The organism is Erwinia sp. QL-Z3 (genome assembly GCF_004551645.1).
In the GTDB taxonomy this organism is placed as follows: Bacteria; Pseudomonadota; Gammaproteobacteria; order Enterobacterales; family Enterobacteriaceae; genus Erwinia; species Erwinia billingiae.
Map to the genome: position 1 here is coordinate 1,911,792 of NZ_CP037950.1, position 25,952 is coordinate 1,937,743.

Consider the following 25,952-nt stretch of genomic DNA (forward strand, 5'->3'; position numbering starts at 1 on the left):
CGGTTACCATTTTTGTTGAATATGCAGTTGTTTAATGGAAGTTAAAATAAATGAAAATCGTAAAAATGGTTGCCTGTTTAGGTGCTCTGCTATTGCTTTCGGGTTGCACTGTAGCATTGTGGGGTGAGAACAAAGTTGCTGACAAACGTACGGAAAAACATGTTCAGGTTCAGGATAATGTCGATGGGGTATTTCAGTACAAAAACCTTGCAGCATCAGTTTTACAGGGAGAATCCAAAGTCACACTGGATATACCCCCGGAGGGGATCGCTTTTTTGGGAGAAAAAAATATTTACATTCTGACCCGAGGAGCAATAGAACTAATGTCCTTAGATAAGATCTCCACCCTCGTACCTCTAGTTTCAGGTTTTGAAAAATATGATGGTGTAAGGCTAAAGCTCACACGTTTCGGAAAAGATGATGCTGTAATGCATTTTTCTGACACCCTTGCGGTTTGGGTTGATAAAAGTTACGGCAGTATTTCTGAGTACGATCTAAATACTATTAAGCTGGCAGGTTTTTGGAACAATGGTGGGAGGTATGTTAAACAAGTACATATAGAAGGCGTTATTATTCCCAGAGGGAAAAATAACAATATATTTAGTAAAGGGGATTTTTTGGATAAGAAACACAAAGTTCAATTTTATTCAGAAGATAACTCAACAAACTTCCATCCCATGAATTTGGCGACAAACGTTGTTTTAACACCATTCACTGCCGTTGCTGATATTATTTTTTTCCCGATATCTCTCCGTTTATTAGGGCTCATCAGTAACCCTCCTATACATTAAAGCCTGGACTTTTATGGACGACTTAACCCTGCGCTATTATGACGCGGAAATGCGCTACCTTCGAGAAGCGGCGAAAGAGTTTGCCCAAACCCACCCTGATAGGGCGGCGATGCTCGACCTGGATAAAGCCGGAACCCCGGACCCTTATGTCGAGCGGTTGTTTGAAGGGTTTGCCTTCTCAATGGGGCGTCTGCGTGAAAAGATTGATGACGACCTGCCGGAACTGACCGAAGGGCTGGTCAGTATGCTCTGGCCACACTACCTGCGCACCATCCCCTCTTTATCTGTGGTCGCATTTACCCCCGACCTGAAGGCCATGAAAATGGCCGAACCGGTGCCGGCCGGGTTGGAGATCACCTCCCGACCAATAGGTCCAAAGAATACCGTCTGCCGGTACCGTACTACCCGCGACATGATGCTCAATCCGCTCAGCATATCCGGCGTCACCATGGCCACCGAGCCTGATGGGCGGTCGCGGCTCGCGATGCGTTTTGCCTGCAGCGGACAGGCTGACTGGTCGCAGGCAGACCTCGGTCGCCTGAGCCTGTATCTGGCCGCAGATGCCCCGGTCAGCAGCCAGCTGCATATGATGCTGACCCGTCGGCTGGCCTCACTCTACATGCGCCTTCCCGGACAAGCGGATCGCATTCGGCTGGATGGCTGGTTTTCACCGGGCGGATTCGGTGAGGAGGAAGGTCTGTGGCCGAAAGGTGACGCGGGCTTCAGCGGTTACCAGCTGCTGCTGGAATACTTTACCTTCCGCGACAAGTTTATGTTTGTTCATCTCAATGGCCTGGAAGCCGATCCCCTGACGATTTCGGGACTCGAAAGTGAATACCTGTTACGGCCAAAACGCCTGCAGGACGGGCATACCGAAATTTACGCGGTGGATTCGGTGACAGGGTCAAAGCGCACGGATGATGCCGAGTATGTGCCGTTCAGCAGTTTCCGCCACAAAGGGGGCATGATGCGCCGTCATGCACCACCGCGTTATTACCACACCCGCGTGAAGCGCGGTGTTACCGGGTTGCATGACACCTGGCTGATTTTGGGCGGGATGCAATGGGAAGAGGATAAGGCGGTTGAGCGGGAAACCGTATCGCTGCAAATCACCGGTACCAACGGCCAGCTGCCGCGTCGCGCCCTGCAGAGCACATTGCTCGACCGGTGTGAGCAGGTGATGCAGACGACAATGTCCGTCAAAAACCTCTGTAAACCCACGCTGCCGGTCTACCCACCCGCAGAGGACCGCTTTCACTGGCGGGTGTTGAGCCATCTGGGTTCAAGTTTTCTCAATATGATGAGCAGTGCGGAAGTCCTGCGCGGGACGCTGGCACTGTACAACTGGCAGGAAGATGAGCTGAATAACCGACGCCTGGAGGCGATACAACGTGTCGAGCATCACCGCATCCAGCGTTTCGAGGAGGGATATCTGCTGCGCGGGCTGGATATTGAAGTCACCCTCGATAGCAACGGTTTTACCGGGGAAGGTGACGTTCATTTGTTCGGTGAACTGCTCAACCGCTTCTTTGCGCTTTACGCCGACATGAACCAGTTTAACCAGCTCACCATGATTGTTCAGCCAGAAGGAAAATGCATCCGGTGGAAAGAGAATCACAGTCCGCGCCTGCCCGGCTGATGGAAACACTGGGCGACCGGCTACCCTATATCAATTTTTACCGCTTCTGCCAATTGCTGGAGCAGAGCCAGCCTGATAAACCGGTCATCGGTAGCACCTGGCAGGTCCGTCACGAACCGGTGCGCTTTCGGCCTCATTCGGGGATGGGCTTTCCGGCCTCGGAAATCAAAGACCTGGAGCCTTCAGAGCAGCCGCATCTGCCGCCGACCGTCAGGGTCACCTTTATGGGACTCTATGGCGTGGAATCGCCGCTGCCGACGCACTATATCGACGATGTCACCCAGCGGCGGGAAGGCTATGAAGCCACGGCGGACTTCCTCGATATCTTCAACCACGGCCTGATTGCTCAGTACTACCGTATCTGGCGCAAATACTCTTACCCGGCGACCTTTGAGGAGGGAGGGAAGGACAGAACGTCACAGTATCTGTTTGGGCTGGCGGGACTCGGTATTGGCGGGTGTGTGGAAAATATCGCCACGCCGGCATCCCGCTTTCTGGCGCTGCTGCCGGTGATGTTGTTACCGAGCCGCACCGCGGAAGGTATGGCCTCACTGGTACGCCTGCTGGCACCGAATACCCAGGCAAAAATCTGGCACCACGATAAACGTCGCGTGCCGCTGAAAAAGCCGCTGACAATGAGTGTCAGCCAGCCGGTTACGCTGAAACATCGCCCGGTGATGGGTCACTACGCCACCGATGTGAATTGTCAGGTGCTGATGCAACTGACGACTACCTGTCCGGAGGAAGTTCAGGGCTGGCTCCCCGGAGGCGACCTCCACACCGATTTAATGGCACTGCTGCACGTTTATCTCGGCGCCCGTCTGGATGTCCGCCTGCAGCTTTGTGTCGCGAGGCGTCTGCTGCCAGATGCAACGATGAGCAGCCAGCCACGCGCCTGTGCCGTTCAGCTGGGCCGCACCGCCATACTGCGCCCCCTCAATGTGGGTGCGACACAGCACCCCAAAACACTCACCATAAATCTGGGCTGCTATGAGCGGGTTCAGGAAAACATTCACCGCAGGGAGACTGATGAAGATGGCGATTACCTCTGGTAAAACCACCCTGGTTGTACTGGCATCGGGCATCGCGATGCTGCTGGCCGGCTGCGGCCTGACCCAGAAAGTCACGGACGGCACCGTGGCTGTGACCAAATCTATTTTTTATAAGCAGGTAAAAATCCTGCATCTTGATATTCGCGCACGTGAAGCCATGAACAACAACGCTGGCGGCATGGCGCTGTCCACGGTGGTGCGTATTTATCAGTTGAAAGACCGGAAGGCTTTCGACTCCACCGATTACCCGTCACTGTTTGCCGCTGACAGCCAGGCCCTGAAGGCTGACCTTGTGGCTGAGAAGGATATCCGTCTGCAACCCGGCGGGGCGATGATAGTGGATATGCCGATGGAGGAAAATGCGCAGTATGTGGCAGTCGCCGGGATGTTTATATCACCGGATCAGGTGAACAACACCTGGCGTGTGATCCTCTCCCGTGATGACCTCAGCCCGGATAAGGCCAGAATTATTGAAGCCGGTAACAACAGCCTGACGCTCAAACCGATGAAGGATGACTGACATGCCGCGTCCCTCTTTGTACGAAATGCTGTTTGGCAACTTCACCGGAGGTCTTGATCTGCATCAGGTCAGTGAAGAGAACCAGGTCATCCTGTCGGTACTCGACAATATGCAACGCATTCTCAACAGCCGTGCAGGCACGCTGGCCCACCTGCCCGATTACGGCCTGCCCGACATGACCCAAATCCTGCAAGGGCTTCCCGGGACCGCCCACCAGTTAATGGCTGCACTTTCCGGGGTATTGCTGAAATATGAACCCCGCCTGAAGAGTATTAAGGTGACTATGCTGGAACAGACCCTCCCCGGCGAACTGCGTTACGCCATCGATGCAGAGCTGAAGGGCTTCGGCCTTGTGCGCTACGGTACCGAATTTATGCCTGAAGGACGGGTGCTCATCCGGCATATGAGACAACAGCAATTCCTCGTTCCCCGGACGTCAGCGTCCTGATTCGCGGCTGCCTTTATTTTCCCTCTTACCTGAGTTACCACCATGACACACGTCTCTGAACGTTACCTTAAAACCGGTAACGACCCGCGTACGCTGGCGGATTATGCCGCCCTGCGTGATGAGCTGAGCAAGCTGTCCCATCCTGCGCGGCCCGATGTGAACTGGCGCTATGCCGAAAAACTGTGTCTTTCGCTGTTTGAGCAAAATGGCGTGGAGCTACAGACGGCGGCCTGGTACACGCTCGCCCGCACGCAGCTGGCCGGACTGTTTGGCCTGAATGAAGGATTGTCTATTCTGGAGGCATTGATAAGCCATCAGTGGGGCGCGCTCTGGCCGCAGCCTGTGCACGCCCGTATGGAGATCCTCAGCGGTCTGAGCCAGCGTATCCAGCAGCTGATGCGCACCTTACCGTTGAGCTACAGCGACCTTAGTCAGCTGTATCGTGCCGAACAGCAGCTCACCCGTCTGGGGGACATTCTCCAGCGGCTGGAGCTTAAGCATCTTAGCCAGCTTGATGCATTGCGTAGCCAGATGCATAACAGCGCTGTCCGGCTGGAAAACAGTGACGGCGCCGCTGGCACGTGCACTGCGATTCAACCCGGCGTTGTGCTGCCCGCACCGGCAACTGACGGCCAGGCAAGCTGGGTTAGTGCCCCGTCCGGTCGTCCGGCGGCAGAGAAATATGAGCGCATTAACGCGGTTAAGTGGGTGTATGTGGCGCAGCCGGAACCTCAGCCGAATGTGGCCGTGTTGACGACGCTGCCGGCACCGGCAAAATCCTGGAAGCCGTTTGCGTTGGGGGTGATTACCATGCTGGCGGCAGGAAGCGCCGCGCTGTGGGGATGGCATGCTTTCCACCGGCCTGACCCGCTGCAGGCGCAGCTGGCGGCATCGCTGGCCCCGCTGCCCGTGATTCTTTCTCCCGCCCAGCGGGATAGCCTGCGCCAGCAAGCGTCGTTACCGCCCCAAATTGCACAAACCCAGCGGCAGCTTTCCAGCCTGGCGCAGTTACCGCCGGGCTGGAATATCGATTACGGTCGTCAGCTGGTTGAACAGGCGCAGATACTGTGGCCGGAGCAGGCCAAACCGCTGGTGCAGGCGTGGCAGCAACAGCAGAAGGCCAATGCATTGTCAGCCGAAAGCCTGTCTGGCTGGCATCAGGGGATGACGAAGCTGACGCAACTGAGTGAGCGGCTGAGCAGGCTGGATGAACAGAAGGGGAAATACATGACGGTCAGCGAACTGAAATCCGCCGTGTTTGCCACCCTGCAGTCATTTAATCAATCGATTCCGGCTGAGGAGCAGCTGCGAGCATTGTCACAAACGCCCACGGGACAGCCTTTGCCAGCTGCAGCTATAGCGCAGCTGGAGATGCATCTGAAGCAGCTAACGGCGAGTTATGCAGAATTAAAACAGCGTGCTTCAAAACAGGAAGGCGTCTGACAAGGGAAAGGGGTGGGGCATACGTGCAAAAGATTACCGGGCGCCAGAAACGAAAAAAGCCTCGCTTTTCAGCAAGGCCTTATAAATATGGTGCCCGGACTCGGAATCGAACCAAGGACACGGGGATTTTCAATCCCCTGCTCTACCGACTGAGCTATCCGGGCAACGGGGCGCATTAAACCGTAAAGGCCGTCTGGCGTCAACGGCTTTGTCACAAAAATCCCGTAAAGCGCGACTGAGTGATTGCTTTTCAATCAGTCGGCGCGGTTTTTGCTCAGGCCAGCGCACCATTCTTACGACACAACGCAATGCTCAGCACATCCTCCGCCAGCGTGCGGGCCGTCACCACTTCCTGTACGTTCCGCGTCACCAACAGACGGCTGAGGCAGCCTTCAAGGATTAACTCCATCTGATGGGCAACCAGCGTGGGATTGTCGGTTTCCAGCGCGGATAACAAATCGTGCGTGTACTGCCAGGAGGCGCGTTTCTGGAAGTCAGCCACCTGATGGATGGGATGATCCGGCTGCGGATAAAAACTGCAGGCGGCAATAAACAAACAGCCAGGGTAACGGTGATTATTTACCGCATCTTCCAGCACCTGATAGCGCGCCATCAGCTTTTGTTCTGCATTCAGCGTCTCATCCAGCAACAGCTTACGTCGCCAGATATCTATCTGTTGGCTGTGATAACGCAGGGCGTCATACAGCAGCGCTTCGCGGTCTGGCCAGAAGCGTTGCAGATCCTCTAACTGGCAGTCCACCGCCTGCGCCATATCGGCGAAAGAGGTGGTGGCCGCCAGGCCTTTTTGCTCGAGTACGTTCAGCGCATGCTCGAGTACCTGTTCACGTTGCAAGTGACTCTCCTCTTGAATGCCCGTTTCGCGGTTCTTAACCGGGAAATCACGCCTTAGTGTCGTTTACTGCGCCAGTTTCTGCAAATGCTGCTGAAACGCGGCGGCATCCATAAAGCCGGTGACGCGAGAATGGGGGATCTCATGGCCGTTGGCATCGAAGAACAAAATGGTCGGCAAACCCAGCACCTGCAGCTGTTTCAGCAGCGCGCTATCCTGGGCATTGTTGGCCGTGACATCGGCCTGCAGCAGTTGGGTATGGCCCAAGGCATTTTGGACTTCAGGCGGACTGAAGGTGTATTTTTCGAACTCTTTGCAGGCCACACACCAGTCAGCGTAAAGGTCGACCATCGTGATACGCCCCTGCGCGTTTTGCAGCGCGTGGGAGAGCTGCTCGGTATCGCTAATCCGGGTGAAGTTCAGGTGCGCGATAGCCGCATTTTGACCGGGCGAAGCAAATGCCCAGTCCTGCAGCGGACGTGCTGCAACCAGCGCTGCTGCCAGCATCACGATTTGTCCCAGGCGCAGCCAGCCATTGTTCGACTTCAGACTGATAAAGGCCCAGCCAAAGAAGGCGACACCCAGCAGGCTCCATAACCGCAATCCCCACTGATCGCCAATCACGCGCTCCAGCAGAAATACCGGCAGGGCAAGGATCACAAAACCAAACCCTTCTTTAATGGTTTGCATCCAGGCACCGCTTTTCGGCAGCAGACGGTTGCCAAACACCGTCACGGCAATCAGCGGCAGCCCCATTCCCAGCGCGTAAAGATAGAGCGTACCTGCACCCGCCAGCATATTGCCGCTTTGGGCGATGTACAGCAGGATCGCGCTAAGCGGCGCCGTGGTGCACGGAGAGCAAATCAGTCCGGCCAGTGCCCCCATTAAAAACACCCCGGTCAGCGATCCGCCTTGTTGACGGTTGCTCCACAGCGCCAGACGGGTTTGTAGCGAGGAAGGGAGCTGCAACGTGAACAGGCCAAACATCGACAATGCCAGCAGAATAAACAGCAGCGACAAGCCAATCAGAATCGCCGGGGCCTGCAGTGCCGCCTGAAAACGCAGGCCAGCGGCGGCCACGATCACGCCCATCACCGTGTAAGTCAGCGCCATTCCCTGCACGTAGACCATCGCCAGGGCGAACAAACGGCCCGCCGAATATTGGCGATTGCCACCGAGAATAATGCCGGAAATCAGCGGGTACATTGGCAGCACGCAAGGGGTGAAAGCGACACCAATACCGATCAGCAGCGCCCACAGCGGCGAAAACGGCAGGTTTTCAGTCGGTGCGGTCTGGACGCTGACCGGTGCAGGTGTCGAAGCCGCTGCCTGAGAAGCCGGGGTGGCATCACCGGCCTTCACTTCATCCAGCGGCACGCTGCGTGTTTCCGGCGGATAGCAGAATCCCGCGGCGGCACAGCCCTGATAGGTGACGCTTACCGTCGCCCCTTTATCCGCCTGCTGCAGGATTAAGGGCAGCGTCAGGCTTTCGGGGTAAATTTCGGTTTTACCGTAGAACTCATCTTCATGAGGTGTGCCCTCAGGGAGGGTAAAGTCGGCGAGTTTTGCGCCGTTAGCCGAGATTTTGATCTGCTGGCGATAGAGGTAATAACCGGGTTTAACCTGCCAGCTCAGGGTCAGCGTGTTGGCTTGCTGATTGAAGTCAAAAGCGAAGGCCTGGTCAACCGTGCCGAAATGGTTGCCGTTCTGTCCGAACAGCGAAGCCGCCGCATTCAGGCTGAACAGCGTTGTGAACAGGATAAAAATCAGTGTTGTAATGCGCTTAGACATAACGGTAACCACATTCTCCATGTTGGGCTGAGTCGGGCAGAGGACGCAAGCACGTCCGGCAGCGCTCTGACGGAGCTCAGAGGGGTATCCTCGGGGCGGGCAGACTATAACATGGCGTTACGGCAGGGAGTTTTTCAGGATGTAACCGGCGAAAGCAGGGCGGAATTCACTCCGCCCTTGTTCAGCGCGTGCCGGGGCCGTCTGTGGCTATAGAATCAGATGCCCAAAGATAAAGCCAAACAGCACGGACAGTGCAATGGCCAGCGTGCCTGGCACAATAAACGAGTGGTTAAAGACAAACTTGCCAATGCGCGTTGAACCGGTATCGTCCATTTCTACCGCTGCCAGCAGCGTAGGGTAGGTTGGCAAGACAAACAGCGCGGAGACGGCAGCGAATGATGCCACGGCGGTGATGGGCGAAACGCCGAGCATCAGCGCGGCAGGCATCAGGGCTTTGGTGGTCGCGGCCTGTGAGTAGAGAAGGGTGGAAGCAAAGAACAGGATCACTGCCAGCATCCACGGATAATCGGTCAGCAGATCGCCTGCCACCTGCTGGATCTCGCTAATGTGCGCTTTGACAAAGGTATCGCCGAGCCAGGCCACGCCCATCACGCAAATACAGGCGCTCATGCCGGATTTGAAGGTGCTGGCAGAAAGGATTTTGGCGGTATCCACTTTGCAGGTGAAGCAGATAATCGCCGCCACGGTCAGCATAAAGACAACAATCGCTTCATTACGCGGCAGCACCGGATGGGTAATCAGGCCAACCGTATCGCTGATGGCGGTGGCATACAGCACCACCGCAACAATGCCCAGCAGGAACAGCAGCACCGACAGTTTTGCGCCGGGTTTCGCTTCAAAAACGCCTGCGCCACGCAGCACCGTTTCTCCTTTCGCCAGCCGCTGTTGGTAAATGGCATCTTCCTTCAGCTCTTTGCCGAGGAAGTTGGTGATCAGCGCCGCGAGGAAAATGGCGATCATGGTTGAGGGGATGGAGACGGCAAGCAGCGCCAGATAGCTGATGCCTTTTGGCTCCAGAATCCCCGCCAGAAAAACCACCGCCGCTGAAATTGGCGAGGCGGTAATGGCAATCTGCGAAGCGACCACCGCGATTGATAACGGACGGGAAGGGCGAACGCCTTGCTCTTTTGCCACTTCCGCTATCACCGGTAAGGTGGAAAATGCCGTGTGGCCGGTTCCCGCCAGCAGCGTCATAAAGTAGGTCACCAGCGGCGCGAGGAAGGTGATATAGCGGGGCTGCTTCCTTAACAGACGTTCCGCCAGGCTCACCAGGTAATCCATCCCTCCGGCGACCTGCATGGCGGCAATCGCGGCAATCACTCCCATAATGATTTCGATGACGTCGAAGGGAATGACGCCCGGCTTGATTTGGAAGCCGAGCGTTAAAATTAACATGCCCACACCGCCGGCAAAACCGATGCCAATGCCGCCCAGCCGCGCTCCCAGATAAATCGCCAACAGGACGACAAGTAACTCCGGCACAATCATGATCTGCTCCTTGGGTTTTTTTGATAACTAACCGTTAATAATTTGTAGGCTGTGCCATAAAAAAAGGCACGTCGTTCTGCGAACGCGCGTGCCTTAAAGGTCTGTCAGGTTAAGCTGTTATTGTTCATTTTCATCGGTATAACGTTTGGCTTTATATACCGGGAACATCAGGTTCTGCGTTGAGAAAATATCATCGAGTTCGGCTTCGGTCAGCAACCCGCGCTCCAGCACCACTTCCCGTACGCTTTTGCCGGTCTCGGCACAAATTTTGCCGACAATATCGCCGTTATGGTGGCCGATGTACGGGTTGAGGTAGGTCACGATGCCGATCGAGTTGAAGACATAGGCCTCACACACCGCTTTGTTGGCAGTAATGCCGTTAACGCATTTTTCCAGCAGATTCGAACAGGCGTTGGTCAGAATATGCACCGACTCAAACAGGGCCTGGCCGATAACCGGCTCCATCACGTTCAACTGCAGCTGGCCAGCTTCAGACGCCATGGTCACGGTGACGTCATTGCCGATCACCTTGAAGCACACCTGGTTGACGACTTCGGGCACCACCGGGTTCACTTTGGCCGGCATGATAGAAGAACCGGCCTGCAATTCTGGCAGGTTGATTTCATTCAGCCCGGCACGCGGCCCGGAAGAGAGCAGACGCAGGTCATTACAGATTTTGGAGAGCTTGACCGCCAGGCGCTTCAGCGCGCTGTGTACCATCACGTAGGCACCGCAGTCTGAGGTCGCTTCAATCAGATCTTCTGCAGGAACGCAGGGCAGGTTACTGACTTCCGCTAACTTCTGTACCGCCAGCGCCTGATAGCCGTCCGGGGTGTTGAGGCGTGTGCCGATCGCCGTCGCGCCCAGATTCACTTCCAGCAGCAGTTCGCCGGTGCGCAGCAGGTTCTTGATCTCTTCATTCAGCAGCACGCTGTAGGCGTGGAATTCCTGACCGAGGGTCATTGGCACCGCATCCTGCAGCTGGGTACGGCCCATTTTCAGGATGGTTTCAAACTCAACGGCTTTGCGCTGGAAGCCTTCGCTCAACTGGCCGATAGCATCCAACAGCTTCAAAATAGAGGTGTACACCGCGATACGAAAACCGGTTGGGTAGGCGTCATTGGTGGACTGGCACTTGTTGACGTGGTCATTAGGATTGAGGAACTGATAATCCCCTTTCTGATGGCCCATCAGCTCCAGACCAATATTGGCCAGCACTTCATTGGTGTTCATGTTGACCGAGGTGCCGGCACCGCCCTGATAGACATCAATCGGGAACTGGTCCATGCATTTGCCGTTATTCAGCACTTCATCACAGGCCTGAATAATGGTGTTAGCGATATGGCGGGGAATGGTCTGCAACTCTTTGTTGGCCATCGCGGCGGCTTTTTTCACCATCACCATGCCGCGGACAAACTCAGGGATATCGCTGATTTTACTGTTACTGATGTAGAAATTTTCAATCGCACGCAGAGTGTGAACACCGTAGTAAGCATCTGCCGGAACTTCACGCATACCTAACAGGTCTTCTTCGATACGAATGCTATTTGTCATGAGAACCTTCTTGTTTTTGCTACCGGATACACCCAATCATTCGGTGTAGATCATCACAATCAAAGTGAATCTTTGGTCATGAACAGCCTCGGCCGACATTTTATCCATTTGCGGTAGACTGAGCACGATCATATTCTGTTAAGGGCGAAAAGCCTGAATCCAGATCACTTAAATTGCGTTCATTTTCAGCCATCTTCGACACAGTGTGATGCGGGTCACATACCGCTGACCAACATGAATTTCGTATAAGGTAGTTGAAAAATGCTCTGTAAGAGCCCATTTCATTACTCTACGATCGTGACGATCCCTCTTTTTGCCGTCCCGCTGTGAGCGAGATGGCCCGGACAGACAGGAGACTGCGGTGCGCTGGTTACCGTTTTTAGTGCTATTTATTCTCGCCTGGATTGAGATCACCATTTTCATTCAGGTGGCCCACGTGATGGGCGTGCTGCTGACGCTGCTGCTGGTGGTGTTCAGCTCGTTGATCGGTATCTCTCTGGTCAAAAACCAGGGGATGAAAAACTTTATGCTGATGCAGCAGAAGCTGGCGGTGGGCGACAGCCCTGCCGCGGAAATGATCAAGAGCGTTTCGTTGATCATCGCCGGCTTCCTGCTGCTGCTGCCGGGTTTCTTCACCGATTTCCTCGGGTTGCTGCTGTTGCTGCCGCCGGTGCAAAAGCATCTGACGCTGAAGCTGATGCCGCATCTGAAAGTCTGGCGTGGTGCCGGCGCTGGCCCGGACAGTGGCTTCACCGTTGACGGTGAATTCGAGCGAAAAGACAGCAAACTGCTTGAACACGACGATCCAGAGGATCGCCGATAACTGAGCCGAAGGCGGGATTTCCCGCCTTTTTGCTTTTCAGGGGAAACGATTGCCTGTTATTTGCGCAGTTGGTTCGCAGAAGCGAAATTTTTATTTTTTTCCCCTTGAAAGCCCCTCCGCCAGGCCCTATCTCTTTCGTCACGAGGTCGGTGCCAGTGAAGCCCGGCGTTCATCCCAAAAACCTGATTGGACTTCTCAAAGGAGAGTTATCAATGAAAATTCGTCCATTGCACGACCGTGTTATCGTCAAGCGTAAAGAAGTGGAATCTAAATCAGCTGGCGGCATCGTGCTGACTGGCTCCGCAGCCGGTAAATCTACCCGTGGCGAAGTACTGGCTGTTGGCAATGGCCGTATCCTGGAAAGCGGCGATGTGAAACCGCTGGACGTGAAGGTTGGCGACGTCGTCATCTTCAGCGAAGGTTACGGTGCTAAAACTGAGAAAATCGACAACCAGGAAGTGCTGATCATTTCTGAAAGCGACATTCTGGCAATTGTTGAAGCGTAATTACGCGTAACTCACTGAACAAACGAATTTAAGGGATATTTTAAGATGGCAGCTAAAGACGTAAAATTCGGTAATGACGCACGCGTAAAAATGCTGCGTGGCGTTAACGTACTGGCAGATGCAGTAAAAGTTACCCTGGGCCCGAAAGGCCGTAACGTGGTTCTGGATAAATCTTTTGGTGCACCGACCATCACTAAAGATGGTGTATCTGTCGCACGTGAAATCGAACTGGAAGACAAGTTCGAAAACATGGGTGCTCAGATGGTGAAAGAAGTGGCCTCTAAAGCGAACGACGCTGCAGGCGACGGTACCACCACCGCAACCGTTCTGGCTCAGTCTATCGTTAACGAAGGTCTGAAAGCCGTTGCTGCGGGTATGAACCCAATGGATCTGAAGCGCGGAATCGACAAAGCGGTCATCCACGCTGTTGAAGAACTGAAAAAACTGTCTGTGCCTTGCTCTGATTCTAAAGCGATTGCTCAGGTGGGTACCATCTCTGCTAACTCCGATGAAACCGTGGGCGAACTGATTGCTCAGGCGATGGAAAAAGTCGGCAAAGAAGGCGTGATCACCGTTGAAGAAGGCACCGGCCTGCAGGACGAGCTGGACGTGGTTGAAGGTATGCAGTTTGACCGTGGCTACCTGTCCCCGTACTTCATCAACAAGCCAGAAACTGGCGCAGTAGAACTGGAAACCCCATTCATTCTGCTGGCTGACAAAAAAATCTCCAACATCCGCGAAATGCTGCCAGTTCTGGAAGCCGTGGCGAAAGCCGGCAAACCACTGCTGATCGTTGCTGAAGATGTTGAAGGCGAAGCGCTGGCTACGCTGGTGGTTAACACCATGCGCGGTATCGTGAAAGTGGCTGCGGTTAAAGCACCTGGTTTCGGCGACCGTCGTAAAGCTATGCTGCAGGACATCGCTGTGCTGACTGGCGGTACCGTCATCTCTGAAGAGATCGGTATGGAGCTGGAAAAAGCCACGCTGGAAGATCTGGGTCAGGCAAAACGCGTTGTGATCAGCAAAGACACCACCATCATCATTGATGGCGTTGGCGAAGAAGCAACTATCTCTGGCCGTGTTTCTCAGATCCGTCAGCAGATTGAAGAAGCGACCTCTGATTACGATCGTGAAAAACTGCAGGAGCGCGTAGCGAAACTGGCAGGCGGCGTTGCCGTTCTGAAAGTGGGCGCAGCCACTGAAGTTGAAATGAAAGAGAAGAAAGCGCGCGTTGAAGATGCCCTGCACGCGACCCGTGCTGCGGTTGAAGAAGGCGTGGTTGCAGGTGGTGGTGTTGCGCTGGTTCGCGTGGCTTCTAAACTGGGCGATCTGCGTGGCCAGAACGAAGACCAGAACGTGGGTATCAAAGTTGCGCTGCGCGCAATGGAATCTCCACTGCGTCAGATCGTTTCTAACGCCGGTGAAGAGCCTTCAGTTGTCACCAACAAAGTGAAAGCGGGCGAAGGTAACTACGGTTACAACGCGCAGACTGAAGAATACGGCGACATGATCGACTTCGGTATCCTCGACCCAACTAAAGTGACCCGTTCTGCGCTGCAGTACGCGGCCTCTGTTGCCGGTCTGATGATCACCACCGAGTGCATGATCACCGACCTGCCGAAAGGCGACACCCCTGACTTAGGCGGTGGCGGTATGGGTGGTATGGGCGGCATGGGCGGCATGATGTAATGCCTGCCGGCTGGCTATAACGCTCTTCTTCGTCTTTGACGGGAAGGGCAGCCTCCTGAAAACCCCCGTTTTATAACGGGGGTTTTTCTTTTTGGGGGGAAGATAGTAAAGTTATGGCGCAAGCAGTAGCCCGAACAAGGATTTATCTGTGTTGGGCAACGGAAGCTTCACCAAGGTTGTCGATTTCCGGTACGCTCAGAACTGATTCTGATGATGATAATAATGGGGATTTAAAATGCGGATTAAGGTCTTGCTGGGACTTTCAGTAGCGACTGCGCTGCTGGCAGGCTGTAGCAGCAGTTCTAACACCCTGAGTGCTGCGGGTGAGCGCGTCAGCTTCACCGACCAGCAACCAGCCAAAGAGTGCCAGCTGCTGGGCAACCTGACCGGCGAACAGAGCAACTGGTTGAGCGGTGCAGGCGGCGGCGAAAGCAGCTCGCTGCGTGGCGCGGCCAACGATCTGCGCAACCGTGCGGCAGAAATGGGCGGCAACACCATTTACGGTGCAACCAGCCCAACACAGAATATCTGGTCAAGCTTTGCCCCGCTGGACAGCAAAATGAGCGGCCAGGTGTATAAGTGCCCTTAACCGTTTGTGGAAAGCCTCTGTCGTCTGGGCCGCGTTATCGCTGCCGGTAGAGTGTTTAAAGCAGATAAGAAAGCGGGGAGGATCGATGATCCTCCCCGCTGTTGTTTTCAGGATGGGCTTAAACCTGTCTTAGCTGTAAATCGAGCGGCGTTTTACTCGGTTCTCCGCCAATTTCACGGGCCAGTTTCGGCACCATATAGCCGGAAACGTTGGCCAACAGTTCCCGCATAATCGCCCTGGCATCGTCATCCGATACGTAGAAATGCGCCGCACCCTGTACTTTATCCAGCACATGCAGGTAATAAGGCAGCACGCCGGCATCAAACAGCGCGTTGCTGAGCGTCGCCAGCGTGGTCGCATCGTCGTTGATATTGCGCAGCAAAACGCTCTGGTTAAGCAGTGTCACGCCCGCGCTCTTCAGCAGTTGCAACGCGTCCCGCAGCGCGTCATCAATCTCCTGGGCGTGATTAATGTGCGTCACCATCAGCACCTGCAACCGCGACTGCGCCAGGCGCTGGCAGAGCGTGCGGGTGATGCGGCTGGGGATTACCACTGGTAAACGGCTGTGGATGCGCAGGCGTTTCAGGTGGGGGATCTGCTCCAGTTCGCCGATCAGCCAGTCCAGTTCGCTGTCTTTTGCCATCAACGGATCGCCACCGGAGAAAATAATCTCATCCAGTTCTGGCTGCTCTCGGATATACTCCAGGGCTTGCTGCCAGTTGCGCTTGTTTCCCTGGTTATCCTGGTAGGGGAAATGGCGGCGGAAACAGTAGCGGCAGTTAACCGCACAGCCGCCTTTGACCAGCAACAGCGCACGATTGCGATATTTATGTAACAGACCCGGCACCACGCTGCTCTGCTCATCGAGCGGGTCAGTACTGTAACCCGGAGCATCAACAAACTCCTGGCTGGCGGTGATTACCTGCAGCAGGAGCGGATCTTGTGGATCGCCTTTTTGCATTCTGGACGCGAAGGCCCGTGGGACGCGCAGGGCAAACAGACGTCGGGCATCACTGCCGGCCGTCAGCTCCGGGTGCGAATCGAGGCCTAAAAGTTGCAGTAATTCATTTGGGTCGGTGATTACATCCGCAAGTTGATGCAACCATTCTTCTCGCGAAGGGGTTTTTAGGGTTACAATGTGTGCCATTTTTTTGGCTTAGTACCAGTATTAAATTGTAGAGGGCCTTTATGGCGACTTATTCTAGCAACGATTTCCGTCCCGGTCTTAAAATCATGTTCGAAGGCGAACCTTACGCTATCGAATCGAGCGAGTTCGTTAAACCAGGTAAAGGTCAGGCTTTTGCACGCGTTAAAATGCGTCGCCTGCTGACCGGTACCCGCGTTGAGAAAACGTTCAAATCTACCGACTCCGCTGAAGGCGCAGACGTTGTAGATACTAACCTCAACTACCTGTACAACGACGGTGAGTTTTACCACTTCATGCACCCGGAAACCTTCGAACAGCACCCTGTTGAAGAGAAGACCGTGGGCGATGCCGCTAAATGGCTGCTGGATAACGCAGAATGTATCGTAACCCTGTGGAACGGTAAGCCGATCCAGGTGTTGCCACCAAACTTCGTTGAACTGGAAATCACTGATACCGACCCAGGCCTGAAAGGCGACACTGCGGGTACTGGCGGCAAGCCAGCCACGCTGTCTACCGGTGCCGTGGTGAAAGTGCCTCTGTTCGTGCAGATTGGCGAAGTGATCCGTGTGGATACCCGTTCAGGCGAATACGTTTCTCGCGTGAAATAAGCCCGATGAAGTGGGCCTGACTGTCAGGCCCTTTTCTTTAACGATGTGAGCTGAATCAGATGATGAAGTGGTTAAAACTCATTGCTGTCGCAGTGTTTATGACCAGTGCGCTCAGCGCCTGCAATACCTTCCACGGTTTTGGTGAGGATGTTCAACACCTCGGCGGTGCTATCTCACACGCAGCCAACTAGTCTCTCTTCGCAAAAAATGTCCTTTTGCTACCTGCCTCAATAGCATGTGGTTAAATTACGGCTATGCTTAATTCGCTGTACTTTACTTCACGCTAAAAGGACATTCTCATGTTAAAGAAAAGTATTATTTCAATTCTTTCTGTACTGGTGCTCTCTTCGGTGCTCACAGCTTGTAATACCACGCGTGGCGTGGGTGAAGACGTGTCAGCCGGTGGCCAGGCGATTCAAAAAAGCGCTCAGTAATTACGGTGCCGGTGCTCCCGCACCGGCCTCATTGTTTACTTCCCCTGGTTCACCCAAATCAGCTTACTGACATCAAAGCCATTATCACGGGCCTTCGCTAACAACGACGCTTTGACCTGATCCGAAATCTGCGGCGTGCGGGAAAGGATCCACAGATAGTCCCGGTTCGGGCCGCTCACCAGCGAATACTGATAGTCGTTATCCAGCGCAATCACGTTGTATCCGCCATAGAACGGGCCAAAGAAGGAGACCTTCAGGGCCGCGCGGCTCTGTGGTCCGGTAAAGTAGGCTTTACCTTCACTCTGCTGCCAGCGCTGCTTCTCGACGTTATAACCGCGATTAATGACCTTCAGGCCGCCATCATCACGCTTGCTGTAGCTGGCGGTGACATGATCGAGCCCACGTTCAAACGAGTGATCCAGCCTGGCGATTTCATACCAGTCGCCCAGATAAAGATCGGCATTAAAGCCTTCGACTGGCGTCACGCCCTTGGGCGGCGTGGTGCTACAGGCAACGGAGAGGAGGGCGACGGTGCCGGCAACCAGATTTTTCCACAGAGACATAGGCTATTCCTTTACGATTGAATAGCTTGAGTATAGAGGAAGTTTAGGCGGCAGGGTTGCCGCCTGTGGATTACAGGGTGATCACCCCAATTGCCGTTACTACGGTGAGGATCGCCGCCAGCCCATAGAACAGCCATTTCGCGGCGGGAACGTGCAGGCGAATGTCGTGCATGCCGTGATGAAGACGGTGAAGCGCGCACCAGATCGGCATCACGATAGTCAGAAACAGGAACAGATGGCCGGGCAGGGTTTGCGCAGCCTGCAGCAGGTGCGTATAGCTGAGCCCCCGCTCCGTGCCGATGCCCAGCGGAAGGAGGATGCCAGCCAGCAGCACCACCACCGGTGAGACGATCGCCGCCCACATCCCTCCGGCACCAAACAGCCCCCAGAACACCGGTTCATCTGAACGCATGGCCTTATTTTTCACAGCGACTCCTTAATAAGCAGTGCCCATGTCAGAAGGATCAGGCTGACCACCACCATCGCCAGCCACAGTCCTTTAATCACCGGGGCGGGAGACATTTTTTTGCCCCCCAACACGATGACCTGGGCTTTGGGTGCCAGCTCAAACCAGGTTTTGCTGTGCAGCAAGGCGGCGGCCAGCGCGACGATATTGATCAGCAGCATGATAGGATGTTGTAAGACTGCGACGAACGCCTGCCAGCTCTGCTCGCCATTCTTCAACGCAAACAGCCCGAAAATCATCTCCAGGCTGAACCACAGCGCCGGCAATGCCGTGGCTTCGCGCAGCATGTAAAAACGGTAATAGCCAGACTTCTGCCACCAGTTAGCGGTCATCGGGCGATGGAAGGGTTTCCGTTTGGTTGTCATTTCTGGGCTCCCTACTGCGGTCTGAGGGTGGTGATAAGGTAATCCTGGGCGCTTGCCACTTTGCTTTGCTGGATCGCCGCCGCAGGATCGACATGTTTCGGGCAGACCTCCGAGCAGAAACCGACAAAGGTGCAGGGCCAGACGCCGTTATCGCCGTTGAGCGTCGGCATTCGCTGCGCCTTGCCTTGATCGCGGCTGTCCAGGTTGTAGCGATGTGCCAGGGTGATGGCCGCCGGCCCAATAAATTCCGGGTTAAGGCCAAACTGCGGGCAGGCGGCGTAACACAGGCCGCAGTTGATGCAGCCGGAGAACTGATGATATTTGGCCATCTGAGCCGGCGTTTGCCGCTGAGGGCCGCGATCGGTATTCCGTGCATTACCGATGATCCACGGTTTTACCGCCTCCAGGCTTTCGATAAAGCGGCTCATATCCACAACCAAATCCCGCTCAACCGGGAAGTGGGCCAGCGGTTCGACCAGCAGGCCGTCGGGGTAATGACGCAGAAAGGTTTTGCAGGCCAGTTTCGGGATGCCATTGACCATCATGCCGCAGGAGCCACATATTGCCATGCGGCAGGACCAGCGGTAGGACAGGTCAAACGCCAGGTTATCTTTGATAAACCCCAGCGCATCGAGCAGAGAGGTCTGGTCATCCCAGGGCACGTCGAAGATCTCATGACGCGGGACCCTGTCGGACTCCGGGTTATAACGCTGAACGGTGATTTTACAGCGAGCGAGTTCACTCATGGACGGCCTCCTTACCTTCAGACTCGGCACCGTAGACGCGTTTCGCCGGCGGCAGCCGGGTAATCTTAACGTCATCCCAGCTGATTTCAGGTGCGCCGTCAGGGCGATAAAAACTCAGGGAGTGTTTCAGATACTGCGCGTCATTGCGGGTGGTACAGCCTTCATCCAGCCGCTGATGCGCACCGCGAGACTCTTTGCGCTGGATAGCAGCGTGCGCCATACATTCGGCGACGTTCAGGCCGTGCGCCAGCTCGATGCTGTACAGCAGTTGGGTATTGAAGACGCTGGAGGTATCGCTGATGTGCAGATGCTTGCAGCGTTCTTGCAGCTCGGCCAGTTTGTCGATGGTTTTCTGCATCAGCTCTGGCGTGCGGTAAATCCCGCAGCCTTCTTCCATCGCCAGCCCCATCTCATCGCGCAGTTCAGACCAGGTCTCTTTGCCCTGTTGATTGACCAGCCCATGCAGGCGTTTTTCACAGTCCCGAGCCTGGGCCTGCAAGGTGCTGGCGGGTTTTTTGTGAACCTGTACCGCATGTCTTGCAGCACTTTCTCCGGCAAGCCTGCCGAATACCGCCAGTTCAGCCAGCGAGTTAGACCCGAGGCGATTGGCACCATGCAGGCCGACCGACGAGCATTCCCCGACGGCGAACAGACCGGCGATGCGCGTCTCACACTGCGCATTGGTTTCAATCCCGCCCATGGTGTAGTGCGCGGTGGGCCGCACCGGGATTGGCGCCTGAGCCGGATCGACGCCGATATAGGCCTTACTCAGCTCACAGATAAACGGCAGGCGTTCAAGCAGCTTCTTCTGACCCAGGTGGCGTAAATCCAGATGCACCACATCACCGCGGGGCGTGGCGATGGTGCGGCCTTTCCGCCACTCATGCCAAAAGGCCTGCGAAACCTTGTCGCGTGGGCCAAGCTCCATATATTTATTCTTCGGCTGGCCCAGCGGCGTTTCCGGCCCCATGCCGTAGTCCTGCAGGTAGCGATAGCCGTCCTTATTGACCATGATGCCGCCTTCACCCCGACAGCCTTCGGTCATCAGGATCCCCGAGCCGGGCAGGCCGGTGGGATGGTATTGCACAAACTCCATATCCCTCAGCGGCACGCCATGGCGCAGCGCCATGCCCATGCCATCCCCGGTCACGATGCCGCCATTAGTGTTGTAGCGATAAACCCTGGCGGCGCCGCCGGTTGCCAGCACCACCGCACCGGCATGTATATGGACCAGCGTCCCTTCCATCATATTCATCGCCACCACGCCGCGCGCTTCGCCTTCATCAACCAGCAGATCCAACACGAAGTGCTCGTCAAAGCGCTGGATTTGCGGGTATTTCAGCGAGGTTTGAAACAGCGTGTGCAGCATATGGAAGCCGGTTTTATCTGCGGCAAACCAGGTGCGCTCAATCTTCATGCCGCCGAAGCGACGCACGTTGATGGTGCCATCGTCGCGGCGGCTCCACGGGCAGCCCCACAACTCCAGCTGGGTCATTTCCCGTGGGCAATGCTCAACAAAATAGTCGACCACATCCTGCTCGCACAGCCAGTCTCCGCCTGAAACGGTGTCCTGGAAATGGAGATCGAAACTGTCGTGGGACTGCGTCACCGCGGCGGAACCGCCTTCGGCGGCAACGGTGTGGCTGCGCATCGGATAAACTTTAGAGACCAGCGCAATAGTCAGGGTGGGATTTGCTTCAGCGGCGGCAATGGCAGCGCGGAGTCCAGCTCCGCCAGCGCCGACGATGACCAGATCGGCAGTACAGGTTTGCACGGTGTTCTCCCTGTCAAAATGTCAGAAGAGGGGAAAAGAGAGGGAAATCCTCACTTTTTCCAGGGAGAACAGTATAAAACTGGCCATCAGCGCTAAACTTGATGTGCTCGGGTATTAGTATGAGAAATAAACAGAAAAAGCGGGATCTGAGCAACGTTTTTCGCCATTCAGATCGGCATATGGGCGGTGAAATCCGGCAAAGAGAGGAATTTCCCGCGGCAAATTTGTGTGTTTATCTCCGTACGGGTAGACTGCTTCACCCTGTCTGATGAGGAGTAGAAACAATGAGCGATACGGCCAGTTGGCTGCCTGGCGCTTCGATAAGCAATTTACTGAAGCGTGCGGCGATTATGGCGGAAATTCGGCGATTTTTTGCCGATCGTGGGGTATTGGAAGTGGAAACCCCGGCGATGAGCCAGGCCACGGTGACCGATGTTCATCTGGTTCCTTTTCAGACGCGTTTTGTCGGCCCGGGTGCCGCGCAGGGGCTTGACCTCTATCTGATGACCAGCCCTGAGTACCATATGAAGCGCCTGCTGGCGGCGGGAAGTGGACCGATCTTCCAGCTCTGCCGCAGCTTCCGTAATGAGGAAGCCGGACGTCACCATAATCCTGAATTCACCATGCTGGAGTGGTATCGCCCGCATTACGATATGTACCGGCTGATGAACGAGGTCGATGACCTGTTACAGCAGGTGCTGGAATGCGCACCGGCCGAAACGCTCTCGTATCAGCAGGCGTTTATCCGCCATCTTGAAATGGATCCGCTGTCGGCGGATAAAACGCAGATGCGTGAAGTGGCGGAAAAACTGGGCGTGGGCGATTTGGCTAACCGCGAAGAAGACCGCGACACCTTATTGCAGCTGCTGTTTATGATGGGTGTGGAGCCGCAAATCGGGAAAGATAAGCCGGCGTTTGTATATCACTTCCCGGCCAGCCAGGCGTCTCTGGCGGAGATCAGCACCGAAGATCACCGCGTGGCGGAGCGCTTTGAGGTCTACTTCAAGGGGATTGAGTTAGCGAATGGTTTCCGCGAGCTGACCGACAGCCGTGAGCAGAAGCAACGCTTTGACCAGGATAACCGCAAGCGAGCGGCGCGCGGTCTGCCTCAGCAGCCGATCGATACCAACCTGCTGGATGCGCTTGCGCACGGCATGCCTGATTGTTCCGGCGTGGCGTTAGGCGTCGATCGTATCGTGATGCTGGCGCTGAAAGCCGACTCCCTGAGTGAGGTGATCGCCTTCCCGGTCGATCGCTGCTAAACCCTTCCCAGAGGCGGCGGTCTGCCGCCTCTGCTGCCTTACAATCCGCCTGATTTATAGGCTCTTGCCGCCGGTGCGCCATTCTGCGCGGGCGTCTTGCGTCCAATGGTTTCCATGCGCACCTGGAAAGGTGGGAACGGCATTTCCAGCCCGTGTTCCTGATATCCCCGCAGGATCAGCTGGTGCAGTTCATGGCGCAGCGGCATACGGTGACCCATTTCTGCGGCGTGAATACGCAGCTCAAACAGCTGGATCCCCTGCTGCAGATCGACCAGATAGGCTTCCGGCGGTGGGGTTTCCAGCACGTACTGACAGCGTTTTGCCGCGGTGAGCAGCACGTCGGTCACTTCTTCACTGTTGGCTTCGGCAGAGGCCGGGATGGTCAGCACCACGCGCGTCACCGAATCTGACAGCGACCAGTTAATAAATTGCTCGGTGATAAAGGCCTTATTCGGCACGATAATCTCCTTGCGGTCCCAGTCGGTAATGGTGGTGGCTCGGGTGTTGATTTTGGTGATGCTGCCGGTCAAATCGCGGATGGTGACGGTATCGCCAATACGGATCGGCTTCTCGAACAAAATAATCAGACCGGAGATAAAGTTGGCGAAAATTTCCTGCAAGCCAAACCCTAATCCGACACCCAATGCCGCGACCAGCCACTGCAACTTCGACCAGTCGACGCCAATCATTGAGAACCCGGCCAGCCCGCCGACAAAAATCAGCACGTATTTGGTCAGCGTGGTGATTGCATAGCCGGTGCCTGGCGTCAGGCTCAGGTGCTGCAACAGCGCCAGTTCCAGCAGCGCCGGCATATTGCGCACCAGCTGGGTGGTGATAATCAGCACCAGAATGGCAATCAGCACCGATCCCAGCGTGATCGGCTGCAGGCTTTCAACGCCCTGCACGGTGGTGCTGGCATCCCACAGATGGATGTTTTCGAGGAAGCCGAATGCCGAATGGATCTCGGACCACAGCACAATCACCGAAATCAGCGCAACCAGCGTCAGAATTGAACGTACCAGTCGCAGAGACTGCGCGCTGATGGCATCCAGATCGATCACCGGCTCTTCCACTTCAAGCGTATCGGAGTTGCTCTGATGTGCGACCGCTTCCTCTTCGCCTTTCGCACGTTGGGCGAGGATCTCAGCACGGCGATTTCGCGCACGGTCAAAGGCAATACGGCGCCGCTGAATCAGCATCCAGCGGCGGATAATGTGGTAAATCACCAGCAGCAGGAACCAGATGGCGACGGAGGTTTCCAGCCTGGCCAGCAGCGCCTGCGACGTCGCCAGATAACCAATGCATGACGCCAGCGCAGCAAACAATGGAATGCAGATCATCAGATTCCACAGCAGCTTGTTGATCAGGTTGTCACCGCTGCCTTCTTTGTCCAGATGCAGCGGGATCCCGGCACGCTTCAGGCTGATGGTCACCAGGCTTATCGCGCCACAAATCAGGATAAAACAGAGCCTTCCCAGCGTGGCGGAGAACTGCCGGTCTTCCAGATTATCGAAGCTTATCAGCAGCATAATCAGGGGAACCACCAGACCGATGCACAACGAGTAGAAGCGCATCGCGCGGGCCACGCGGGCCTGAGGCCAACGGAAGTGGATAATGAACAATCCCTGCGGACGGGCAAACGCCGCGCTGATCATAAACACCCACAGCAGCGGCACGGTGGCCGTTATGCCATCGCCAATCGCTACCGCGATAGGGTACGGCCAGGCGTGTTGCAGGCCATAACCCAGCGCCATCCCCAGCACCGGCAAGGGCACGGCCACCAGAATCGACCAGAACACCGTCCGCATGGTCAGGCCGAAACGATCCTGCGTGACTTTGCCGACCTTGCTGGCCGAGCGGGTCATAAAATCACGGTAATGGCGGCGCGAGCTGAGGCTAAAGCCAACCAGCAGCACGGCTCCAATAATCGGGATAACGGTTTCGCGGCTGGTAAACATCATCACCATCGCGCCGCCAAGCTGACCGAGCGTATCCAGCGACAGCAGGCTTTTCAGATCCCGCGCCAGATCCATCGGGAAATTCAGGCTTAAGGCATTAACATCCGCGGTCCAGAACAGGTAGCGGTGGGTCGCCTCTTTCACTTCATTCAGCGCATCTTCCAGCTGACCATTTGCCACCTTCAGCTTGGTCACTTCGAGGATCAGGTTGTCACAGCCTGACAGCAGCGAACTGATCAGCTCGCGCTGGGTTTTGATTTGCGCATCCAGAATGCGTTTCTGTTCCGCGGTGAGCGGCGTGCCGTCATCCTGTTTAATCTGCAACAGCTGCTGCTGACGTTCGAGAAGGTCTTCATAGCGCAGCCGTTGCACCCGCAGTTCGCCCATCTCATTATCAAGCTGCTGCGGTTTCGGCATATCAGGAAGGCGTGCAACCTGCGCGCGCAGTGCCTCGCCCAGCACGTTAGAGACGCCCAGCCACTGCGACTGCTCGCGGATGGTGCTCAGCGCCTGACGCACCTGAATGGTCTGGTTATTGGCGGTGCGTTGCTGCGAGGCCACCAGGTCCATGCGCTGGGCCTGCTGATTGAGGTCATTGGACAGTTCGCGGTTAACCCGGAACTGTTTATCGAGATTCTTCGGCAGATCGCCGCTGTTCTCCGCCAGTTGCTCGGTGCGCTCAAGGGCGATTTCGGCTTCGCGCTGACGACGGCTGTTGAGCTGGTTACGTAAGTCCTGCAGATAGGTATCGAGCTGTGCGGCTTTACGCTGGTGAAGTTCACCGCGCATTCTTGCCAGCTCCTGACGATTGTTGGCCGACAGCTGAGCCAGTTCAAGCTCATCGACTTTGGCTTTCTGCGCTGCCGATTCCGCCTGACGGGAAGCCAGCTGCGCCTGGGCTAACGGCGTGGTGGCGGAAGGCTGTCCTTGCAGACGGCGTTCAATGTCGTTTAGCGCCCGGCGGGCTTCGGTTTGTTGTTGCGGAAGTTGCGCCAGTGAATCGCTGATCTCCCGGGCGCGATCCTGTTCCTGCTGGGCCTGGCGCCCTTCTTCAATCAGCTGGCTGCTGACCTGCAGGATCTCCTGGTCGAGTTCAGGGGCCGTCATGGTATTGCTGATGGTTTTCGGGTTATCCGTCAGCGCGGCGATCTGCTGGCGCAGATCGCGTGAAAGTTTCGGAAAACCATCGATAACCTGCTGATAGGCATCTGAATTGGCCTGAGATTTTTGCATCTCATCAAGCCAGTTCAGCGTCGCCTGCAGCGCGTCTATCGTTTCCGCCTGATTCGGCGTGGTCTTGTCCGACTTAACGTCCTCAAGCTGCTGCTTGATTTGAGCATTATCCGGGGCGCTGGCGCCCCAGGCGGGCTGGAGGAGCATCCAGCCGAACAAAATTGGGAGGATCAGGCGTAACATAGGTGTCTG

At 55.6% G+C, this 25,952-nt stretch carries 25 protein-coding genes and 1 tRNA gene; 14 read left to right on the forward strand and 12 right to left on the reverse strand.

All coding sequences use genetic code 11. From position 1 onward, the window contains the following. The first annotated feature begins 50 nt into the window (after nt 1-50). From E2F51_RS09345 to E2F51_RS09370, 6 genes are read left to right on the forward strand one after another with little or no spacing between them, the layout of a single operon-like run. A complete protein-coding gene (locus tag E2F51_RS09345; protein ID WP_134823295.1) occupies nt 51-791 on the forward strand; it encodes a hypothetical protein in 741 nt (246 codons plus the stop codon). 13 nt (nt 792-804) lie between these two features. Beyond that, nucleotides 805-2,430, forward strand: a complete 1,626-nt coding sequence (gene tssF, locus E2F51_RS09350) for a type VI secretion system baseplate subunit TssF (RefSeq protein WP_134823296.1) — start codon at nt 805-807, stop codon at nt 2,428-2,430. Next, entirely contained in the window at nt 2,385-3,485 is a 1,101-nt protein-coding gene (gene tssG / locus E2F51_RS09355) for a type VI secretion system baseplate subunit TssG (protein ID WP_134823297.1), read from the forward strand. The genes tssF and tssG overlap by 46 nt, the downstream gene beginning before the upstream one ends. Beyond that, on the forward strand, nt 3,466-4,002 hold the full coding sequence (gene tssJ, locus E2F51_RS09360; protein ID WP_209215540.1) for a type VI secretion system lipoprotein TssJ: 537 nt from the start codon (nt 3,466-3,468) through the stop codon (nt 4,000-4,002). The genes tssG and tssJ overlap by 20 nt, the downstream gene beginning before the upstream one ends. A 1-nt stretch (nt 4,003) precedes the next feature. Further along, nucleotides 4,004-4,450 (forward strand): type VI secretion system baseplate subunit TssE, encoded by a 447-nt coding sequence (gene tssE, locus E2F51_RS09365; RefSeq protein ID WP_134823299.1) that lies wholly within the window; start codon nt 4,004-4,006, stop codon nt 4,448-4,450. 42 nt (nt 4,451-4,492) lie between these two features. Continuing rightward, nucleotides 4,493-5,893, forward strand: a complete 1,401-nt coding sequence (locus tag E2F51_RS09370) for a VasL domain-containing protein (protein ID WP_134823300.1) — start codon at nt 4,493-4,495, stop codon at nt 5,891-5,893. Between the two features lie 88 nt (nt 5,894-5,981). Here E2F51_RS09370 and E2F51_RS09375 read toward each other — a convergent pair. From E2F51_RS09375 to aspA, 5 genes are all read right to left on the reverse strand, one after another. Further along, nucleotides 5,982-6,057: transfer RNA gene (locus E2F51_RS09375), tRNA-Phe, on the reverse strand. Between the two features lie 110 nt (nt 6,058-6,167). Further along, nucleotides 6,168-6,746, reverse strand: coding sequence for a transcriptional regulator (locus tag E2F51_RS09380; protein ID WP_013200462.1), 579 nt, complete (start codon nt 6,744-6,746; stop codon nt 6,168-6,170). A 63-nt stretch (nt 6,747-6,809) separates the two neighbouring features. After that, entirely contained in the window at nt 6,810-8,534 is a 1,725-nt protein-coding gene (locus E2F51_RS09385) for a protein-disulfide reductase DsbD (RefSeq protein WP_134823301.1), read from the reverse strand. A 207-nt stretch (nt 8,535-8,741) separates the two neighbouring features. Then, nucleotides 8,742-10,043 (reverse strand): anaerobic C4-dicarboxylate transporter, encoded by a 1,302-nt coding sequence (locus E2F51_RS09390; RefSeq protein WP_013200464.1) that lies wholly within the window; start codon nt 10,041-10,043, stop codon nt 8,742-8,744. Nucleotides 10,044-10,160: 117 nt separating this feature from the next. After that, the gene (gene aspA, locus E2F51_RS09395; protein WP_013200465.1) at nt 10,161-11,597 is read right to left on the reverse strand and encodes an aspartate ammonia-lyase; all 1,437 of its coding nucleotides are present in this window, start codon (nt 11,595-11,597) and stop codon (nt 10,161-10,163) included. Between the two features lie 361 nt (nt 11,598-11,958). Here aspA and E2F51_RS09400 point away from each other — a divergent pair, with 361 nt between their 5' ends. From E2F51_RS09400 to E2F51_RS09415, 4 genes are all read left to right on the forward strand, one after another. After that, nucleotides 11,959-12,420: an FxsA family protein gene (locus E2F51_RS09400; RefSeq protein ID WP_013200466.1), complete on the forward strand. Its 462-nt coding sequence runs from the start codon at nt 11,959-11,961 to the stop codon at nt 12,418-12,420. Nucleotides 12,421-12,632: 212 nt separating this feature from the next. Next, entirely contained in the window at nt 12,633-12,926 is a 294-nt protein-coding gene (locus E2F51_RS09405) for a co-chaperone GroES (protein WP_012442682.1), read from the forward strand. 45 nt (nt 12,927-12,971) lie between these two features. After that, nucleotides 12,972-14,615 (forward strand): chaperonin GroEL, encoded by a 1,644-nt coding sequence (gene groL, locus E2F51_RS09410; RefSeq protein ID WP_013200467.1) that lies wholly within the window; start codon nt 12,972-12,974, stop codon nt 14,613-14,615. 235 nt (nt 14,616-14,850) lie between these two features. Then, on the forward strand, nt 14,851-15,204 hold the full coding sequence (locus E2F51_RS09415) for a DUF4156 domain-containing protein (RefSeq protein ID WP_013200468.1): 354 nt from the start codon (nt 14,851-14,853) through the stop codon (nt 15,202-15,204). Between the two features lie 118 nt (nt 15,205-15,322). On the opposite strand, the gene epmB is transcribed toward E2F51_RS09415, so the two are convergent. Next, nucleotides 15,323-16,351, reverse strand: a complete 1,029-nt coding sequence (gene epmB / locus E2F51_RS09420; RefSeq protein WP_013200469.1) for an EF-P beta-lysylation protein EpmB — start codon at nt 16,349-16,351, stop codon at nt 15,323-15,325. A 41-nt stretch (nt 16,352-16,392) separates the two neighbouring features. Here epmB and efp point away from each other — a divergent pair, with 41 nt between their 5' ends. From efp to E2F51_RS09435, 3 genes are all read left to right on the forward strand, one after another. Continuing rightward, a complete protein-coding gene (efp, locus tag E2F51_RS09425; RefSeq protein WP_013200470.1) occupies nt 16,393-16,959 on the forward strand; it encodes an elongation factor P in 567 nt (188 codons plus the stop codon). Between the two features lie 59 nt (nt 16,960-17,018). After that, on the forward strand, nt 17,019-17,150 hold the full coding sequence (locus E2F51_RS09430) for an entericidin A/B family lipoprotein (protein ID WP_134823302.1): 132 nt from the start codon (nt 17,019-17,021) through the stop codon (nt 17,148-17,150). Between the two features lie 108 nt (nt 17,151-17,258). Continuing rightward, a complete protein-coding gene (locus E2F51_RS09435; protein ID WP_013200472.1) occupies nt 17,259-17,393 on the forward strand; it encodes an entericidin A/B family lipoprotein in 135 nt (44 codons plus the stop codon). A gap of 35 nt (nt 17,394-17,428) precedes the next feature. Here the strand turns inward: E2F51_RS09435 and E2F51_RS09440 are convergent, their stop codons facing one another. From E2F51_RS09440 to frdA, 5 genes are all read right to left on the reverse strand, one after another. After that, a complete protein-coding gene (locus tag E2F51_RS09440; protein WP_134823303.1) occupies nt 17,429-17,956 on the reverse strand; it encodes a lipocalin family protein in 528 nt (175 codons plus the stop codon). Nucleotides 17,957-18,026: 70 nt separating this feature from the next. Next, nucleotides 18,027-18,368, reverse strand: coding sequence for a fumarate reductase subunit FrdD (gene frdD, locus E2F51_RS09445; protein ID WP_134824851.1), 342 nt, complete (start codon nt 18,366-18,368; stop codon nt 18,027-18,029). A gap of 11 nt (nt 18,369-18,379) precedes the next feature. Then, a complete protein-coding gene (gene frdC, locus E2F51_RS09450) occupies nt 18,380-18,787 on the reverse strand; it encodes a fumarate reductase subunit FrdC (RefSeq protein WP_013200475.1) in 408 nt (135 codons plus the stop codon). Nucleotides 18,788-18,798: 11 nt separating this feature from the next. After that, a complete protein-coding gene (locus E2F51_RS09455) occupies nt 18,799-19,533 on the reverse strand; it encodes a succinate dehydrogenase/fumarate reductase iron-sulfur subunit (RefSeq protein WP_134823304.1) in 735 nt (244 codons plus the stop codon). Continuing rightward, nucleotides 19,526-21,307, reverse strand: coding sequence for a fumarate reductase (quinol) flavoprotein subunit (gene frdA / locus E2F51_RS09460; RefSeq protein WP_134823305.1), 1,782 nt, complete (start codon nt 21,305-21,307; stop codon nt 19,526-19,528). Before frdA ends, E2F51_RS09455 begins: the two co-directional genes overlap by 8 nt. 284 nt (nt 21,308-21,591) lie before the next feature. On the opposite strand from frdA, the gene epmA reads away from it, so the two are divergent. Further along, nucleotides 21,592-22,569: an elongation factor P--(R)-beta-lysine ligase gene (gene epmA / locus E2F51_RS09465; protein WP_106382199.1), complete on the forward strand. Its 978-nt coding sequence runs from the start codon at nt 21,592-21,594 to the stop codon at nt 22,567-22,569. Nucleotides 22,570-22,607: 38 nt separating this feature from the next. Here epmA and mscM read toward each other — a convergent pair whose 3' ends face one another. Beyond that, nucleotides 22,608-25,943, reverse strand: coding sequence for a miniconductance mechanosensitive channel MscM (gene mscM / locus E2F51_RS09470; protein ID WP_134823306.1), 3,336 nt, complete (start codon nt 25,941-25,943; stop codon nt 22,608-22,610). Between the last annotated feature and the right edge of the window lie 9 nt (nt 25,944-25,952).